Origin of the sequence: Archangium sp. (assembly GCF_045802675.1) — a bacterium.
In the GTDB taxonomy this organism is placed as follows: domain Bacteria; phylum Myxococcota; class Myxococcia; order Myxococcales; family Myxococcaceae; genus Archangium.
In genome coordinates this window covers 82,088-97,887 of sequence record NZ_JBJMQO010000141.1, presented here as the reverse complement: position 1 = coordinate 97,887, position 15,800 = coordinate 82,088, and the positions used below count along the sequence as shown (strand labels likewise).

Genomic DNA, 15,800 nt, shown 5'->3' with positions numbered 1-15,800 from the left:
ATGCTCACGCGGCGGCTGATCGTCTGTCTGGATGTGAAGGGCGGACGCGTGGTGAAGGGCGTCCAGTTCGAGGGCCTCCGGGACGTGGGCGACCCCGTCGAATTGGCCATGCGCTACGAGGAGGCGGGCGCCGACGAGGTGACGTTCCTCGACATCTCCGCGAGCAACGAGGAGCGCGGCACCCTGTGGGACCTGGTGCAGCGCACGGCCGAGCGGCTCTTCATCCCACTCACGGTGGGCGGTGGCGTGCGCACGGTGGACGACGTGGGCCGGGCGCTGCGGGCGGGCGCGGACAAGGTGAGCATCAACTCGGCGGCGGTGGCCCGTCCCGAGGTCCTCACCGAGTGCGCCGAGCGCTTCGGCGCCCAGTGCGTGGTGGCGAGCATCGACGCCAGGCGCGACGGGGACCGGTGGCGCGTCTACACCCACGGCGGCAAGAAGGCCACGGACCTGGACGCGGTGGGCTGGGCGCGCGAGTGCGTGAAGCGGGGAGCAGGTGAAATCCTCCTCACGAGCATCGACAGGGACGGGGCCCGTTCGGGGTATGACCTGGAGCTGACGCGGACGATCTCCGAGCAGGTGGACGTTCCGGTCATCGCCTCGGGTGGTGCGGGCAACGCGGAGCACGTGCTGGCCGCGTTGCGCGAGGGCAAGGCGGAGGCGGCGCTGGTGGCGGGCATCCTCCACGACGGCGTCACCACCGTCGGGGCGATCAAATCGCTGCTGAGGCAGAGCGGCCTCGGCATCAGGAGCCTCTGAATGGACGCGCAGTCGTTGATGCAGGCGGCGGAGGAGGTGGCGCGCAAGGCGGGCGATGTGGCGCTCGGCTTCTTCCGCCAGGGCATCCAGGTTCACACCAAGGGAGACGGCACGCCGGTGACGGTGGCGGACCAGACCGCCGAGCGCACCGCGCGCGAGTGGATCGAAGCCCACTTCCCCGACGACGGCATCCTCGGCGAGGAGTTCGGTGAGACGCGGCCCGGGGCGAAGCGCCGGTGGATCCTGGACCCCATCGACGGCACGAAGACGTTCATCCGCGGCGTGCCGCTGTGGGGCACGCTGGTGGCCATAGCCGAGGGCGAGCGGATTCTCGCGGGCGCGGCGTACTTCCCCCCGGTGGCGGACATGCTGGTGGCGGCGCCGGGGCAGGGGTGTTTCTGGAACGGGAAGCGGACGCGGGTGTCGGAGGAGGCGGACGTGTCGCGAGCGGTGGTGCTGTCCACGGACGAGCGCTTCCTCGTGCACCCGGACCGCGGCGCGAAGTGGCGGGCGCTGGCGGCCAAGGCGGCCATCTCGCGCACGTGGGGTGACTGCTACGGCTACCTGCTGGTGGCCACGGGGCGGGCGGAGGCGATGATCGACGAGGTGCTGTCGCCCTGGGACGCGGCGGCGCTACAGCCCATCATCGAGGAGGCGGGTGGAGTCTTCACGGACTGGACGGGGACGAGGACCTCGTTCGGCGGCAATGCGATCGCGACGAACGCGGCGCTGGCCAACCCGGTGCGCGAGCTGCTCGGCGCGGCGAAGAGGGGATGATGTTGGACTTGTCGAAGCTGGATTTCACCAAGGGCAATGGGCTGGTGACGGTGGTGGCGCAGGACGCGCACACCGGGGACCTGCTGATGGTGGCGCACGCGGACCGCGAGGCGTTGGAGAAGACGCTGGAGACGGGCGAGATGTACTACCGCTCGCGCACGCGGGGCCTGTGGCACAAGGGCGGCACGAGCGGCAACGTGCAGCGAGTGGTGTCGCTGACGGCGGACTGCGACGGCGATGCGGTGCTCGCGCGAGTGGAGAAGGCGGGCCCCGCGTGCCACACCGGCGCGGAGACGTGCTTCGGCATCGGCCCGGTGGACGCGCTCGTCGAGCTGGACCAGACCATCGCCCAGCGCGCGGCGCGGGCTCCGGCGCCCGGGGAGAAGCCGAGCTACACGCGGCGGCTCCTGGATGACCGCAACCTGCGCCTGAAGAAGATCGGCGAGGAGGGCGCGGAGCTGGTGACGGCGTGCGCGGACGGGGACAAGGAGCGCGCGACCGAGGAGGCCGCGGACGTGCTCTACCACCTGCTCGTGGCGGTGCGCCCGCTGGGCATCACCCTGGACGACGTGAAGGCCGTGCTCGCGCGCCGGGCCGGGAAGACGCCTCCGCCCTCCAACAAGGCGCAGGGGTAGGGCATGGAGGACATCGCTCCCAACCTGCTGCCCGTCGCGATCTCCCTGTTCCTGTGCATCTTCTCCTTCGCGGGCTCGCGGGCCTACGCCCGGGGCGCGCTGTCCGCCTTCATCGTCACGTTCGTGATGGCGATCCCTGCGGTCGCGCTCTCCGCCAGCGTGGGCTTCAGGAAGCTGGAGATGATGTTCATGCTCACCCTCCTGCTGGCCTTCGCGAGCGCCGGGGCCGGGCTCCTCGCCTTCATCCTGGGATACGCCTCGGCGTCGGGTACGACGGAGGACAAGGGGGAGGGGGCGGGGGTGGAGTAGCGTGCGGCCCTTCCCGAGTCGCGGTACGAGACGGTGTGCGCCATCAACGGGCCGCTGGGGTTCTGCATGCTGCTGTCCCTGGCCGCCTTCCTGCGGAGCCTCGCCAGGACATGGGGCGTGCTCTGGAAGCGCGTCTGGAGACGGCTCGTCTTCGCCGGCTCCATCAGCATGCTGCTCTACCTCTTCCACATCTACTTCGTGTCGGGCATGCGCCTGGCGCTGGAGCGCGTGTTCCCGGGGGCGCCGCTCTCGGTGCACCTGGTGCTCGGGGTGCTCGCGGGGTGCTCGGGTCCCTGGCTTCTGCTGCTCGCCTTCAAGGGGCTGCGGCCCTTCCGCTGGAGCATCGGGCTGTCCCGGCGGAATCTGGCGCCCATAATGGAGACACGGCGGGCACACGGCGCGATGTGAGTAGCCTCCCGCGCGTGCGGCTCACCCGGCGAGCGCGAGCTCCACGCGGCCGAGCTGTTCGTCGGTGGAGGCCACGCGCACGCGCAGCGGCATGCCGATGATGAAGGTGCGCGCGGGGCCCACGAGCGAAGTCTCTCGCGGATCGGGCTGGTAGGGCCCCTCGGGCAGCGAGTCCGCGGGGAGGTTGCACTCCACCAGCATGCCGTCGAGCTGGACGAGCAGGCCCGAGGGCCGCACCCGGGTAATGCGTCCCGAGAACTCGCGGCCCACGTGCGAGGCCATGACGCGGGCCTCGAGCACGCGGTGTCTGTCCTTCTCGGCGCGGCTGGAGGTACGGGAGCGCTCGTTGAGGTGCACCGCGAGCTGCTCGACGGAAGGGTCCTCGTGCACGAAGTCGCGCCGGCCCTGGAGGTACTGCTTGAGGGTGCGGTGGACAGAGAGGTCCGCGTAGCGCCGGATGGGCGAGGTGAAGTGCAGGTAGGCGCGCGCCGCGAGGCCGAAGTGCATGGCCGCCACCACGGTGTAGCGCGAGGGGCCCAGCGAGCGGCGCAGCACCGAGCGCAGCGCGGGCTCGGCGGTGCAGCCGGCGATCTGCCGGTCGAAGGCGGCGAGCGCCAGCGGGGTGAGCCTGCGGCCGAAGCCCGCCGCGAAGCCCGAGTGGTGCGCGAAGGCGGCGAGGTCGGCCACGCGCTGGGGAGCCGGCTCGTCCTGGACGCGGAAGAGGGAGGGCACGCCGCGATCGATGAGCCACCCGGCGATGGCCTCGTTGGCGGCCACCATGAAGCGCTCGACGAGCGTGTGCGCCGTCGTGGGCCGCACGGCCTCGATGCCGGAGACCTCGCCCGTCTCCTCGTCGAAGGTGAAGCGGGCCTCGTCGCGGGACATCTCGATGCCGCCGCGCCCCGCCCGGGCCACCGCCAGCCGGGCCGCCGCCGCGCGGAACCAGGGCATCGCGTCGCGCACGGCCCGCATCGGCTCGGACACCTCGTCCTTGTCGAGGTAGTCCGCCACCTCGGTGTAGCTCAGCTTCGCCCACGAGCGGATGAGGCTCTCGTAGACATCCGCCGCGGTGACGCGCCCCTCGGGGTCGATGCGCAACTCCACCGTGAGGCACAGCCGATCCTCGCCGGGCACCAGGCTGAGCCAGTTCGTCGAGAGCGCCTCGGGGAGCATGGGCAGCATGGCGCCCGCGAGGTACACGCTGGTGGCCCGCTCGCGCGCGGCACGGTCCAGGGCCGAGCCCTCGGTGACGAACCCGGCCGCGTCGGCGATGGAGACGAAGAGGCGCAGCGCGCCGTCCCCACCCGCGGGCAGCACGGAGATGGCGTCATCGATGACGCGCGTGGACGCCGAGTCCACGGTGACGGTGGGAATCTGGCGCAAGTCGCGTCGGCCCCCGAGCGCGTGGGGCACGGAGAGGACCTGCTCCACCTCGGCGTGCACCTGGGGGTCGAACTCCCGGCGAAGGCCGTGGCGCACGATGATGCGCTCGAGCGAGCGGTCCGTGCCCGGCTCGAGCTTGCGCAGCAGCCACGCCTTGCCGTCATCGACGCGCGCCACCACCGCGTCACCGGGTTGCACCTCGACGCCGGCCGTCTCCAGCGGCCATTCCCCGTTGCCCACGTCGCGATCGATGCGCAGGTGCGCCGAGCCCTTGCGCTGCACCACCTCGCCATAGACCTCCAGGCGCGGGCGCTCGAGGAGGGACAATCCGCTCGCGCTCCAGCGGCCATCGGCCGAGGCCGTCACGGTGGCGGAGACGACGTCGTCGGCGAGGTAGGGGTGGAGCTCGGGAGGAGGGATGAAGGCGGAGAGCACCTCGTCGGAGCCGGACGGGTGCACGACGAGGAAGCCGAAGCCACGAGGGTGGACGTCGATGTGGCCGGTGACGGTGCGCGAGGTGGCGGGCGGATTCATGGCGCGGGGATGCTACCCGCCTGGCGCGCGGGGACGAGCTTGTTTCCCTCGCGCCGCCAGGACTTCGGCAGGAGGGCGCGGACCTCCGCCGTGCCTCCGGGCTCCTGGCGCTCCACCCGCGTGGCCTGCTCCTCCGAGGTCACCTTCCAGAGCACTCCCGAGGGGCCTCGGGCTTCGCTCTCGGGCTGCGGCGAGGGCACAGGGGGCGGCTGCTTCGCGGTGCTCCAGGTACTGCCGCCGTCCCGGGTGGTGAGGGCCCGGGGTGGGGCGTTCTCCTCGTTCGTGTCCACCAGCCACACCGTGCCCTGCTGGCCGTCCTTCCAGGCCATCTGCTCGGGCCACTCGGACCAGACGGCCTTGGGCAGCTTGCTCCGGCGCTTCCACGAGGCCCCGCAGTCCGAGCTCGCGAACAGCGTCAGCTCTCCCGGGCCCTCCGTGGTCCAGCCCACCAGTGCGCGTCCCTGGCAGCCCGTGAAGTGCACGGAGAGCACCTCACTGTTCTCCATCTCGGGCAGTACTTCCGTCCAGTGGGCGCCGCCGTCGGTGCTGCGCAGCAGCAGCGCTCGCAAGGCATGCGAGGGAACGGACAAAGTGCCGAAGAGGTACAGGCCCGCCTCGGCCTTCGTGGGGGCCGCGAGCCCGCTGAGGTGCAGCTCGACTTCCTCATCGGGCTCGGCCATGCCCGCTCGCAGTGACAGCGGAGCAGGGGGCGTCGCGGCGAGCAGCGCGCAGAGCAACAGGGGGAGCATCGGGTCTCCTCGAGGTTGTAGAGGTCACGGCGTTCACATCCGCGCCACCACCGAGCTACCGCGTCCCGCGCGCCTCCACCTCGCTCACCGTGAGCTTGCCCTTGTCGGGGAACGCGCTGAGCGCCTCCACGTCCAGCAGCGGCGTCGGCAGCGTGCAGGTCTCCCACTGGCCGGTGCCCCGGAAGCGGCAGGCCACCGGGAGCACGAAGCTCGTCTTCGAGTCCGGATCATTCAGCCCCAGCTCGTCCGAGGTGCGGACGGCGGCGCGCAGGGTGCCCGGGCCACTGGCGCGCACCCGAAGCGCCGAGAGTCCCTGGATGGGCGGCTCGAAGACCGCGCTCAGGGCGCCGTCCTTCTCCCAGCGCGGCGGCGGAGTCTTCGCCGGGGCCAGCTCCACGCCCGTGGCCTCCTGTCCATCGAAGGCCTGCTCCGCGCCTTGCGGGCCCACGGTGCGGCTCGGCTTCAGCACGGTGGTCGTTCCGGCCGGCATCTGCTGGACGAGCTGCGCCAGCGCGGGCACGTCGCCCTGCACCACGGCCGCGTGCAGCACGTTCGCGGGGAGCCGTCCCGCATGAGCGCACGCCGGAGCGAGCTGGGCGAGCAGCTCCCTCTGCGGAACCGACAGCGGATCCGTGGCCAGCGCCGAGGGGGCCAGGAGGGATTGGGTGACCTCGGCGCAGGCGACGGGAGTTCCCGCCGGCCCGGCGTGTTCCAGGTGCCAGCGCACGTTGGCGGAGTCGGCGGGACGGCCCGCGCCCAGTCCCATCACCGCGCGTGTGACGAAGCCCGCACAGGGATTGGTTCCGGCCGGGCAGCGTTGACACAGTGCATCCAGCAGCTCGCGAAGCGGCGACGTGCCAGCGTCGAGCAGGGCACGGGCATCCAGCGCGGCGCCCAGCTCACAGGCGCGTGCCGGAGGCTCGGCGCAGGCGTCGAGCTGCTGCCGGGCCGTCGCGTTGGCGGTCGTATCGGCGGGGGCTTGGATCGCGCCTTCCAGGGCACGGTCCAGGGTGCGGCAGGCCTGGGCGCTCGTGGGGGAGACGGCCTCGTGGGGGGTGGGGGTCGTCTCGATGACCACCGGCTTCGAGGGGGCGGGACGCTCGGCCTGCCGGTGGGAGACGAAGTACAGACGGATGAAGGCCGCCAGGGCCAGCGCCATGAGAAGAAGCGTTCGGAGCGGGAAGCGTCGCAAGGTGCAAACTCCTTGATTCCGGCCGGGAGGGGTGGTTATCAGCGCCGCTCGGGTACATCCACTCCGGAGGCGTTCTTGGCTGAGAATTTCGACGTGGTGATCATCGGTTCGGGCCCCGGCGGGTATGTCGGCGCGATCCGGGCCGCGCAGCTGGGGCTGAAGACGGCCATTATCGAGAAGGACAAGCGTCTGGGTGGCACCTGCCTCCACCGCGGCTGCATCCCCACCAAGTCCCTCCTGTGGTCCGCGGCGCTGCTGCACCACATCCGTGAGGCCGCGGACTTCGGTATCGAGGTGCCTGCCCCGGTGGTCAACTGGGCCAAGGTCCAGGAGCACAAGCAGAAGGTGGTCACCAAGGGTGCCAACGGCATCGACTACCTGATGAAGAAGAACAAGATCACCGTCATCAAGGGCCACGGCCGCATCGCCGGCAAGGGCAAGGTCGACGTCGACCTCGAGGGCGGTGGCAAGCAGTCGCTGGAGACGAAGAACATCATCGTCGCGACGGGCTCGGTGCCCAAGTCGCTGCCGAACGTTCCGGTGGACCACAAGCGCATCCTCAACAGCGACTCCATCCTCACCCTCGACCGCATTCCCAAGAGCCTGATCGTCATCGGCGCGGGCGCGGTGGGCTGCGAGTTCGCTTCCGTCTTCAACCACATGGGCACCCAGGTCTCCATCGTGGAGTACATGCCCAACCTGCTGCCCATCGAGGACGTGGACTGCTCGAAGGAGCTGGAGAAGCACTTCAAGAAGCGGAAGATCGACCTGCACCTGGGCGCCAAGGTGGAGAAGGTGGAGAACACCGCCAGCGGCGTGAAGCTCACCATGACGGTGGGCAACGAGACGCGCGCCATCGAGGCGGAGCTGGTGCTGTCGGCGGTGGGCCGCGCGCCCGTGTCCGAGGACATCGGCCTGCAGCTCACGTCCATCAAGCCCGAGCGCGGCTTCATCAAGACGGACAACATGATGCGCACCACCGAGGCGAACGTGTACGCCATCGGTGACGTGATCCCCACGCCGATGCTCGCCCACGTGGCCAGCGCCGAGTGCGTGCTCGCCGTCGAGCACATCGCCGGGAAGAACCCCGCGCCCATCAACTACGATCTCACGCCGTCGGCCACCTACTGCTACCCCGAGGTGGCGTCGGTGGGCCTCACGGAGAAGAAGGCCAAGGAGCGCGGCTACGACGTGAAGGCCGCCATCTTCCCGTTCTCCGCCGTGACCAAGGCCTCCATCTCCAACGAGGCCTTCGGAATGATCAAGGTCGTCTCCGACAAGAAGTATGACGAGGTGCTCGGCGTGCACCTGGTGGGCCCGCACGCCACCGAGCTGCTCGCCGAGGCGTGCGTCGCCATGCGCCTGGAGATCACCACCGAGGAGCTCGCGCACACGATGCACGCGCACCCGACGCTCTCGGAGATCGTCAAGGAGGGCGCCGAGGCCACCCTGGGTCACCCGATCCACATCTGAGCCGCGGTTCTCTCTTCAGGTAGTGCTCAGGCCGTCCGGGACTCCTGTGTCTCGGGCGGCCTTCGCATGTCCGGGGGCGGGCGCACCTGCACGTGGCCGAGCAGCTCCGCCAGGTCGAACGCGTCGAGCAGTGCGTGCCCGTGCAGGTCGTTGTTGAAGTAGACCCACGCCGTGCGCCCCTTGCGCCGCCACCGGTCCAGGTCGACCGCCACTGGCCACATCGCCTCGCGGCCATAGCGCCCGGCGTAGCGCGAGCCAAACCCGTGGAAGCGCACGTAGCGGAAGCCTCCCGTGATACGCGGGGGAGGCACGGGGACGAGATCGTGCTCGCACACCGCCGCGCCCCAACGGTCCAGCACGTCCAGCACCTCGTCGTGGTACCAGACGGCGTCGCGGAACTCGAAGACGTACTGCACGCCGCGAGGCAGCGCCGCGAGGAAGCGATCCACCTTCGCCGGGTCCGGCTTCTTCATGTGCGGCGGCAGCTGCCACAGCACCGGGCCCAGCTTGGGACCCAGGCGCAGGATGACGCTGAAATAGCGCTCGAGGCCCTCGCCCACGTCCGTGAGCTTCTTCATGTGCGTGAGGTAGCGGCTGCCCTTGCACGCGAACTTGAAGCCCGCAGGAGTCTGCTCGCGCCAACCGTCCACCGCGTCCGCCGTGGGTAGCCGGTAGAAGGGCGCGTTGAGCTCCACCGTGGAGAAGACGCGGGCGTAATAGGGGAGCCAGCGGCTGGCTGGCAGCTTGGGTGGGTAGAAGAAGTCCTTCCAGTGCTTGTAGACGTAGCCGCTCGTCCCCAGGTGGATGGCCCGCATGCCCCTAGAATGGGCACTCCCGCCGTTCCAGGCGGCCGGGCGCCAGCTGCGTGGTCCACTCATCCTTCACGCAAGCTGGGCTTACGGGGCCCGCGAAGGCGCGGAGCCTGCGTGCTCGTGCCTCCGCTGCTCGCGCTGCTCGGAGCCGTTACAACGGGTGAAGTGTCTGGACTCCGGGGAGGGACTGACGCCTCGCGTCAGGGCTTCCCACTTGACCCTGCTTTCCACCCAACCGTAGAAGGCCGCGACCCATGGCTACTCCCGATCGTTTCCCCCTGCCGCAGGTAACCGAGACCACCCGGAAACCCGAGTGGCTGAAGGTGCGCCTCCCCCACGGAGAGGGGTACGAGCGGGTGAAATCCATCGTGCGCCGCACGAAGCTGGCCACGGTGTGCGAGGAGGCCCGTTGCCCCAACATCGCCGAGTGCTGGGGCGGTGGCACCGCCACGGTGATGCTCATGGGCGAGGTGTGCACCCGCGCGTGCCGCTTCTGCCACGTGAAGGTGGGCGCGCCCCCTCCGTTGGATCCCATGGAGCCCATCCACCTGGCCCAGGCGGTCAAGGAGATGGACCTCGAGTACATCGTGGTGACGTCGGTGAACCGCGATGACCGGCCCGATGGCGGCGCGAGTCACTTCGCCTCGGCCATCCGCGAGCTGCGCCAGCACTCGCCCAAGACGATCGTCGAGGTGCTCATCCCCGACTTCAAGGGCGTGGAGCGCGACCTGGCCACCGTGGCCGAGGCCCGCCCGCACGTGGTGGCCCACAACGTGGAGACGGTGGAGCGCCTCACCCCCACCGTGCGTGATCGCCGCGCCACCTACAAGCAGTCCATGAAGGTGCTCGAGTACCTCAAGCAGCGGCCGGAGAAGCTCTACACCAAGTCCTCCGTGATGGTGGGCCTGGGCGAGAGCGACGCCGAGCTGGAGCAGACCTTCAAGGATCTGCGCGCGGTGGGCGTGGACGTGCTGACGCTCGGCCAGTACCTGCAGCCGTCCCAGTACCACCTGCGCGTGGAGCGCTTCGTCACCCCGCAGCAGTTCGCGGACTACAAGGCGCTCGCCGAGTCCTACGGCTTCCTCTACGTCGCCTCCGGGCCGCTGGTGCGCTCGAGCTACCGCGCCGCCGAGTTCTTCATGAAGGGACTCATGGAGCGTGAGCGCCTGGGTCTCCCCGGCAACACCTGACGCCTTCTCAACCCCATCCCGAAACGGACCCCCCCCGACATGGCGATCTTCGAGTTCAAGCTGCCCGATCTTGGTGAAGGCGTGCAGGAGGGCGAGCTGGTCAAGTGGCACGTCAAGGCTGGCGACATGGTCAAGGAGGACCAGACGCTCGCCGAGGTCATGACGGACAAGGCCACGGTGACCGTGCCCAGCCCCAAGGCAGGCCGCGTCGTGCAGACGCACGGCAAGGAGGGCGAGATGGCCAAGGTCCATCAGCTCCTCGCCACCCTGGAGATCGAGGGCGCCGCGCCGGTCCAGGCCTCGGGCCATGGGGCTCCCGCCGCTCACGCGGCTCCGTCCGCTGCCCCCGCCACCGCCGGGGCGATCGCCGCCGCCGCTGCCCAGGGCAATGGCGCGCAGGCCGCCACCAAGGTGCTGGCCACGCCGCTCACCCGCCGCATGGCGGCCGAGCACGGGCTGAACCTCGCGGAGATTCCGGGCTCGGGTCCCCAGGGCCGCGTGATGAAGGCGGACGTGGTGGCGGCGCTCGAGGGTGGCCGCACCACGCGCAACGAGGTGGCTCCGGCCGCCGCTCCCGCCGCCCAGCAGGCCCGTCCGGCCGCTCCGTCCGTGGCCTCGGGCAAGGGTGACGAGCGCATCCCGCTGCGCGGCCTGCGCAAGAAGATCGCCGAGAAGATGGTGCGCTCGAAGTTCACCGCGCCCCACTTCGGCTTCGTCGAGGAAGTGGACTGCACGGCGATCGTCGCCCTGCGCAAGCGCCTCAACGAGACGCTGGTGAACGCCGGGGAGAAGACGAAGCTGTCCTTCCTGCCCTTCATCGTGAAGGCCGTCGTCGCCGCGATGAAGAAGTACCCGCACGTCAACGCCAACATGGACGAGGCCGCCCAGGAGCTCGTCGTGCGCGGCGAGTTCAACATCGGCATCGCCGTGGCCACCCCCGAGGGCCTCACCGTCCCCGTCATCAAGAACGCGGACCGGCTGAGCCTGCGCGAGCTGGCCGAGGAGATCGTCCGGCTGAGCACCGCGGCGAGGGATCGCAAGCTGAAGATGGAGGAGCTGACGGGTGGCACCTTCACCATCACCTCGCTGGGCCAGACGGGCGGCATCTTCGCCACGCCCATCATCAACCACCCCGAGGTGGCCATCATGGGCATCCACCGCATGCGCAAGCGCCCCGCGGTGGACAACAACGGCCAGGTGGTGGTGCGCGAGATGATGAACGTGTCCATCTCCGCCGATCACCGCGTCATCGATGGCCAGGTCGCCGCTGACTTCGTCTACGAGGTCATCAAGTACCTGGAGCATCCGGACATGCTGTTCCTGGCCATGGCCTGACGGCCGGGCCGCCTGCCGGGGGCGCGTGCCTCGCCGGGAGCGCTCGCGCACCGCGCTCCCGGCCTTCGAAGAGGTCAAGCTGCCCCATGGGAGATAACGTTCGCGAAGTCATCCGCGCCGCCCAGGCCGCGGAGCTCGGGGGAGACAAGCCCCGGGCCCTCGAGTTGCTCCGGCGCGCCGCCGACCTGTGCCGGCGCTCGGGCAACCTGCCTCGGGCCGAGCAGCTCCTGCGCTACGCCCTCCGGTTGGACCCTTCCCGCAAGGACCTGGAGGAGGAGCTCGTCCGGCTGACCTCGGCGCAGCAGGCCGAGCCGCCCGCCGTCTCCGAGCCACCCTCCGACTCCGACGAAGAGCCCGGGGTGTGGGTCCTCGAGGAGGACTCGTCGTCGACGCTGCGGGAGGCCCTGCGCGAGGCCGAGCTGGCGATGGATCGCCGACTCAATCCCGTGGCCGCGGCCACCGAGGTCATCCGGGCCGCCGTGCTCAGCGTGGATGTCTCCAGCGTGCAGGAGGCTCGGGCCGAGGCTCCCGTGGATGTCCGCGCTCCCGTGGAGACGCGTCCCGTGGAGGCGCCTCGGAAGGAAGAGCCTCGTCCCAGCGCGGAAGCGGGAGAGGGCGCCTTCATCGAGCGCGGGCCGACGCGGGCGGACCCTTCGCTCGACGCCTGGTGCTCCTTCTGCTGCCGCCCCCGCTCCGAGGTGGGGCCGCTCGTCGCCGGTCCCGCGGGCGCGTTCATCTGCTCGGCCTGCATCGGTGAGTCGGGCGCGCTGCTTGGCGGTGTGGTTCCCATGGCCTCGGCCGCGCGCCGGGCCTCGGCCTCGCGGCGTCCCGTCTCCTTCGAGCTGGTGGGGCAGGAATCGGCCCGCGAGCGTTTCGAGCACGGCCTGGAAGTGGGCGTGCGCCGCGTGCTGCTGCTCGGGCCCGAGGGCTCCGGAAAGAGCACCTGGATGCGCGCGCTCGTGGAGCAGGGGAGGGGCGTGCTCGTCACTCCCGATGCCCTCGACCGCGCTCCGGTGGACGCCATGCTGCTCGTGGAGGACGTGGACCGGCTTCCTCCCGCCGAGCAGACAGTGCTGGCCGCCTTCCTGGCCCGTTACTCCGAGCGCACCGTGCTGATGACCTCCCGGGGTGAGCCGGCGGCTCCGGGGCCCGTGCTCCTGTCGGACTCGGGCCGTCTGCCCGTGACCACCACCGCCTCGCTCTCCGAGGCCGTGCGCGGCGCGCTGCCCGTCGTCCTGTTGGAGCAGGTGCAACTCCTCGTGGCGTTCGAGTCTCCGAGCGTCGAGGACCTGAAGGAGATCGCCCGGCACCGGCTCGCCTCGCGCGAGGACTGCGTGCTCTCGGACGAGGCGCTCACCGCGCTCGCCACCGAGGCCTCCCGCTCACAGCGCTCGGGGCATGAGTTGCAGGCCCTCCTGGCCCGTGTGCCCCCTGGCACCTGGCGCGTGGAGGTGAAGAAGAAGGGGAAGGCGAAGCCGGCCCGAAAGAGCCGGCGGAAGGGATCGTCGTGAACACGCTGACGGTGTACCGGTTCGGCCGGGTCGAATACGAGGATGGTCTCCAGCTCATGAAGCTCTTCGGCGAGGCTCGCCGCCAGGGCCTCTGCGGGGACGTCCTGCTGCTGCTCGAGCACCCGCCCGTGCTCACCCTGGGCCGTGCCGCCAGGCGCGCCAACATCATCGCCAGTGACGCGCGGCTCGCCTCCGAGGGCGTCGACATCTACGAGACCGACCGCGGTGGCGACGTCACCTACCACGGGCCCGGGCAGCTCGTGGGCTACCCCATCTTCCTCCTCCCCGAGGGCCGCCAGGACGTGCGCCGCTACGTGCGCGACGTCGAGCAGTGCGTCATCCGCACCGTGGCCGAGTACGGCATCACCTCGGGCACCATCCCCAAGTGGCCCGGGGTGTGGATCGGCCAGGAGGACTCGCCCGATGCGCGGAAGATCGCCGCCATCGGCGTGCACCTGGCGCGCTGGCTCACCAGTCACGGCTTCGCGCTCAACGTCAACACGCACCTGCCGCACTTCAACCTCATCGTCCCCTGCGGCATCAGCGAGGCGGGTGTCACCTCGTTGCAGAAGGAGCTCGGCCGCGCCGTGCCCATGGCCGAGGTCGAGGAGAAGGTGGCCCGGCACTTCGCCGACGTCTTCGGGCTCGAGCGCGTGGAGCCCGCGCCCCTCACGCGCACCGTGAGCGTCACGCTGGTGCGGGGCAGGGGACCCGAGGCCCGCGTGCTGCTGTTGCGCCGCCGTCCCGAGCGCGGAGGCTTCTGGCAGATCGTCACCGGCCGTCTGGAGCCCGGAGAGCAGCCGCGCGAGGCCGCCGCTCGCGAGCTATCCGAGGAGACGGGGCTGCGCACCGACGTGGTGGACCTGGAGTACCGCCACGCCTTCGCCGTGGGCGCCGTGGTGCCCCCGCGGCTCGTGGAGGAGAACGGCTTCGCCGCCCGGTGCACGGACGACTTCCAGGTCCGCCTCGGCGACGAGCACGACGCGCACGAGTGGGTGGATGTCCCGACGGCGCTCGCGCGGCTGCCGTTCCGCGGGTTGCGCGAGGGCGTGCAGCGCGCCATCAAGGCGTTGTCGGTGTAGGGGGCGCGTGAAGGGAGGGGCGGGCGAGGGGAGCACCCCCGCCCGAGGCCCGCTCAGACCTTCACGGTTTCCGTCTCGATGGCGGCGATCACATCGGGGCGGTGCTTGCGCACGCGCTCGACGAACTCGTCCATCGCGGCGTCATCGCGCGTGGTGTCGTGATGGAAGAGCACCAGCTTCTTCACCTTCGAGGCGTTGGCCGTCTCCACCGCCGACTCCCAGGTCGAGTGGCCCCAGCCAATCTTCGCGGCGCCCTTGCGGCCCCGGTACTCGTCCTCGGTGTACATCGCGTCGATGATGAGCATGTCCGCGTCCCGCGCGAACTCCACCAGCTGCTGGTCCTTCTCGCAGCCGTGCTCCACATCCGTCGCGTACACCACGGACTTGCCGTTGCACTCCACCCGGTAGCCCAGGTTGCCGCCCGGGTGGTTCAGATCCAGCGTGTGGATCCTCGCCGGGCCCAGCTCCAGCGTCTGGCCCGCGCTCAGATCCTTGTACGTCATCTGGGCCTTGAAGACCTGCTCCGCCGTCACCGGGAAGTAGGGCTGCACCATCTGCCCGGCCAGCACCTCCTTCACGCCCTTCCCATCCCGAGGCGCCCCGTACACCGTGAAGGCGTACTTCGGGATGAAGATGGGCGTGAAGAACGGCAGCCCCTGCAGGTGATCGTAGTGGTAGTGCGAAAGGAAGATGGAGGCGCGCGTCGGTCCACCCGTCGCGAGCAGCTCGTCGCCCAGGACACGCACGCCCGTTCCCAGGTCGAAGATGAACAACTCGTCCCCGCATCGGACCTCGACGCAGGGCGTGTTCCCTCCGTAGCGCTGCGTCTTCGGCCCCGGTACCGGGATCGAGCCGCGCACTCCCCAGAAACGTACGTGGAACGGGACTCGCGCCGAAGCGGTCCCCTCTTGTTCGTCCTCAGCCAACCTTTGCTTCCGTGTCGTCGTCGTCCTCGGCGAAGAGCTCAATCAGGTGCCCCGTCCGCTCGCGCTTCGTCCTCAGGTAGTCGACGTTATGCGGATTATGCTCCGTACGCGAGGGAATGCGTCGTCGTACCGGAATTCCTTCTTCCACCAGGCCTGCAATTTTCAGCGGATTGTTGGTGATCAGGTCCACCGAGCGCACTCCGAGCAGCCGCAGCATCTCGGCGGCGATGTCGTAGCTGCGCAAGTCATCCGGGAAGCCCAGCTTCCGGTTGGCCTCGTAGGTGTCCAGGCCCTCGGCCTGAAGCGCGTAGGCCTTGATCTTGTTCCCCAAGCCGATGCCCCGGCCCTCCTGACGGAGGTAGAGCACCACGCCGCACCCGTTCTGGGTGACGAAGTCCAGCGCCCGGTCGAGCTGCTCGCGGCAGTCGCACTTCAGGCTGCCGAACACCTCACTGGTCAGGCACTCGGAGTGCACGCGGACCGGCACGCCCTCCAACCCCTGCACCTGCCCCACCACGAGCGCCACGTGCTCGCGCCCATTGCGCTTCTCGCGGAAGACGACCGTGTGCAGCACACCCCGCCCCGTGGGGACGTCGGCCTCGGAGAACTTCTCCAGAAGAGAAGAGCCTTTGCGGGTCGGGAGAACCTGGGGCGTACGCGAATCGGACATGGATGTTCCCTTCTCTCGCACAACATCTCGGGGGCACAAAATAGATGCGGACCGC

The 15,800-nt window shown here is 70.1% G+C and carries 16 protein-coding genes; 10 read left to right on the top strand and 6 right to left on the bottom strand.

Features of this window, described 5'->3' with window-relative positions; translation table 11 throughout:
• The 5 genes from hisF (at window position 1) to ACJ8AN_RS39250 (ending at window position 2,888) form a co-directional block, all read left to right on the top strand.
• Window positions 1–759: an imidazole glycerol phosphate synthase subunit HisF gene (hisF, locus tag ACJ8AN_RS39270; protein ID WP_407760752.1), complete on the top strand. Its 759-nt coding sequence runs from the start codon at window positions 1–3 to the stop codon at window positions 757–759.
• Window positions 760–1,536: a histidinol-phosphatase gene (gene hisN / locus ACJ8AN_RS39265; RefSeq protein WP_407760751.1), complete on the top strand. Its 777-nt coding sequence runs from the start codon at window positions 760–762 to the stop codon at window positions 1,534–1,536.
• Window positions 1,536–2,171, top strand: a complete 636-nt coding sequence (gene hisIE, locus ACJ8AN_RS39260) for a bifunctional phosphoribosyl-AMP cyclohydrolase/phosphoribosyl-ATP diphosphatase HisIE (protein WP_407760750.1) — start codon at window positions 1,536–1,538, stop codon at window positions 2,169–2,171. Before hisN ends, hisIE begins: the two co-directional genes overlap by 1 nt.
• A 3-nt stretch (window positions 2,172–2,174) precedes the next feature.
• On the top strand, window positions 2,175–2,480 hold the full coding sequence (locus tag ACJ8AN_RS39255) for a hypothetical protein (protein ID WP_407760749.1): 306 nt from the start codon (window positions 2,175–2,177) through the stop codon (window positions 2,478–2,480).
• A 66-nt stretch (window positions 2,481–2,546) separates the two neighbouring features.
• The gene (locus ACJ8AN_RS39250; protein ID WP_407760748.1) at window positions 2,547–2,888 is read left to right on the top strand and encodes a hypothetical protein; all 342 of its coding nucleotides are present in this window, start codon (window positions 2,547–2,549) and stop codon (window positions 2,886–2,888) included.
• A 21-nt stretch (window positions 2,889–2,909) separates the two neighbouring features.
• On the opposite strand, the gene ACJ8AN_RS39245 is transcribed toward ACJ8AN_RS39250, so the two are convergent.
• Genes ACJ8AN_RS39245 through ACJ8AN_RS39235 form a run of 3 tightly spaced genes read right to left on the bottom strand, consistent with a single transcriptional unit; the run spans window position 2,910 to window position 6,713 of the window.
• Window positions 2,910–4,805 carry a ribonuclease R family protein gene (locus ACJ8AN_RS39245; protein ID WP_407760747.1) on the bottom strand — a complete coding sequence of 632 codons (1,896 nt, stop codon included), beginning with the start codon at window positions 4,803–4,805 and terminating at the stop codon, window positions 2,910–2,912.
• The gene (locus ACJ8AN_RS39240) at window positions 4,802–5,554 is read right to left on the bottom strand and encodes a WD40/YVTN/BNR-like repeat-containing protein (protein ID WP_407760746.1); all 753 of its coding nucleotides are present in this window, start codon (window positions 5,552–5,554) and stop codon (window positions 4,802–4,804) included. The genes ACJ8AN_RS39245 and ACJ8AN_RS39240 overlap by 4 nt, the downstream gene beginning before the upstream one ends.
• 55 nt (window positions 5,555–5,609) lie before the next feature.
• Entirely contained in the window at window positions 5,610–6,713 is a 1,104-nt protein-coding gene (locus tag ACJ8AN_RS39235; protein WP_407760745.1) for a hypothetical protein, read from the bottom strand.
• A 108-nt stretch (window positions 6,714–6,821) separates the two neighbouring features.
• Between ACJ8AN_RS39235 and lpdA the strand changes: the two genes are divergently transcribed.
• On the top strand, window positions 6,822–8,219 hold the full coding sequence (lpdA, locus tag ACJ8AN_RS39230) for a dihydrolipoyl dehydrogenase (protein WP_407760744.1): 1,398 nt from the start codon (window positions 6,822–6,824) through the stop codon (window positions 8,217–8,219).
• 26 nt (window positions 8,220–8,245) lie between these two features.
• On the opposite strand, the gene ACJ8AN_RS39225 is transcribed toward lpdA, so the two are convergent.
• Window positions 8,246–9,034 (bottom strand): DUF72 domain-containing protein, encoded by a 789-nt coding sequence (locus tag ACJ8AN_RS39225; RefSeq protein ID WP_407760743.1) that lies wholly within the window; start codon window positions 9,032–9,034, stop codon window positions 8,246–8,248.
• A 251-nt stretch (window positions 9,035–9,285) separates the two neighbouring features.
• Between ACJ8AN_RS39225 and lipA the strand changes: the two genes are divergently transcribed.
• The 4 genes from lipA to lipB all read left to right on the top strand — a co-directional run bounded on the left by lipA (window position 9,286) and on the right by lipB (window position 14,149).
• A complete protein-coding gene (lipA, locus tag ACJ8AN_RS39220; RefSeq protein ID WP_407760742.1) occupies window positions 9,286–10,221 on the top strand; it encodes a lipoyl synthase in 936 nt (311 codons plus the stop codon).
• 39 nt (window positions 10,222–10,260) lie between these two features.
• The gene (locus ACJ8AN_RS39215; RefSeq protein WP_407760741.1) at window positions 10,261–11,556 is read left to right on the top strand and encodes a dihydrolipoamide acetyltransferase family protein; all 1,296 of its coding nucleotides are present in this window, start codon (window positions 10,261–10,263) and stop codon (window positions 11,554–11,556) included.
• An 86-nt stretch (window positions 11,557–11,642) separates the two neighbouring features.
• Window positions 11,643–13,067, top strand: coding sequence for a ClpX C4-type zinc finger protein (locus tag ACJ8AN_RS39210; RefSeq protein WP_407760740.1), 1,425 nt, complete (start codon window positions 11,643–11,645; stop codon window positions 13,065–13,067).
• Entirely contained in the window at window positions 13,064–14,149 is a 1,086-nt protein-coding gene (gene lipB, locus ACJ8AN_RS39205; RefSeq protein ID WP_407760739.1) for a lipoyl(octanoyl) transferase LipB, read from the top strand. Before ACJ8AN_RS39210 ends, lipB begins: the two co-directional genes overlap by 4 nt.
• 53 nt (window positions 14,150–14,202) lie before the next feature.
• Here lipB and ACJ8AN_RS39200 read toward each other — a convergent pair whose 3' ends face one another.
• On the bottom strand, window positions 14,203–15,009 hold the full coding sequence (locus ACJ8AN_RS39200) for an MBL fold metallo-hydrolase (protein ID WP_407760738.1): 807 nt from the start codon (window positions 15,007–15,009) through the stop codon (window positions 14,203–14,205).
• A 58-nt stretch (window positions 15,010–15,067) separates the two neighbouring features.
• Window positions 15,068–15,745, bottom strand: a complete 678-nt coding sequence (gene ribA / locus ACJ8AN_RS39195) for a GTP cyclohydrolase II (protein WP_407760737.1) — start codon at window positions 15,743–15,745, stop codon at window positions 15,068–15,070.
• Between the last annotated feature and the right edge of the window lie 55 nt (window positions 15,746–15,800).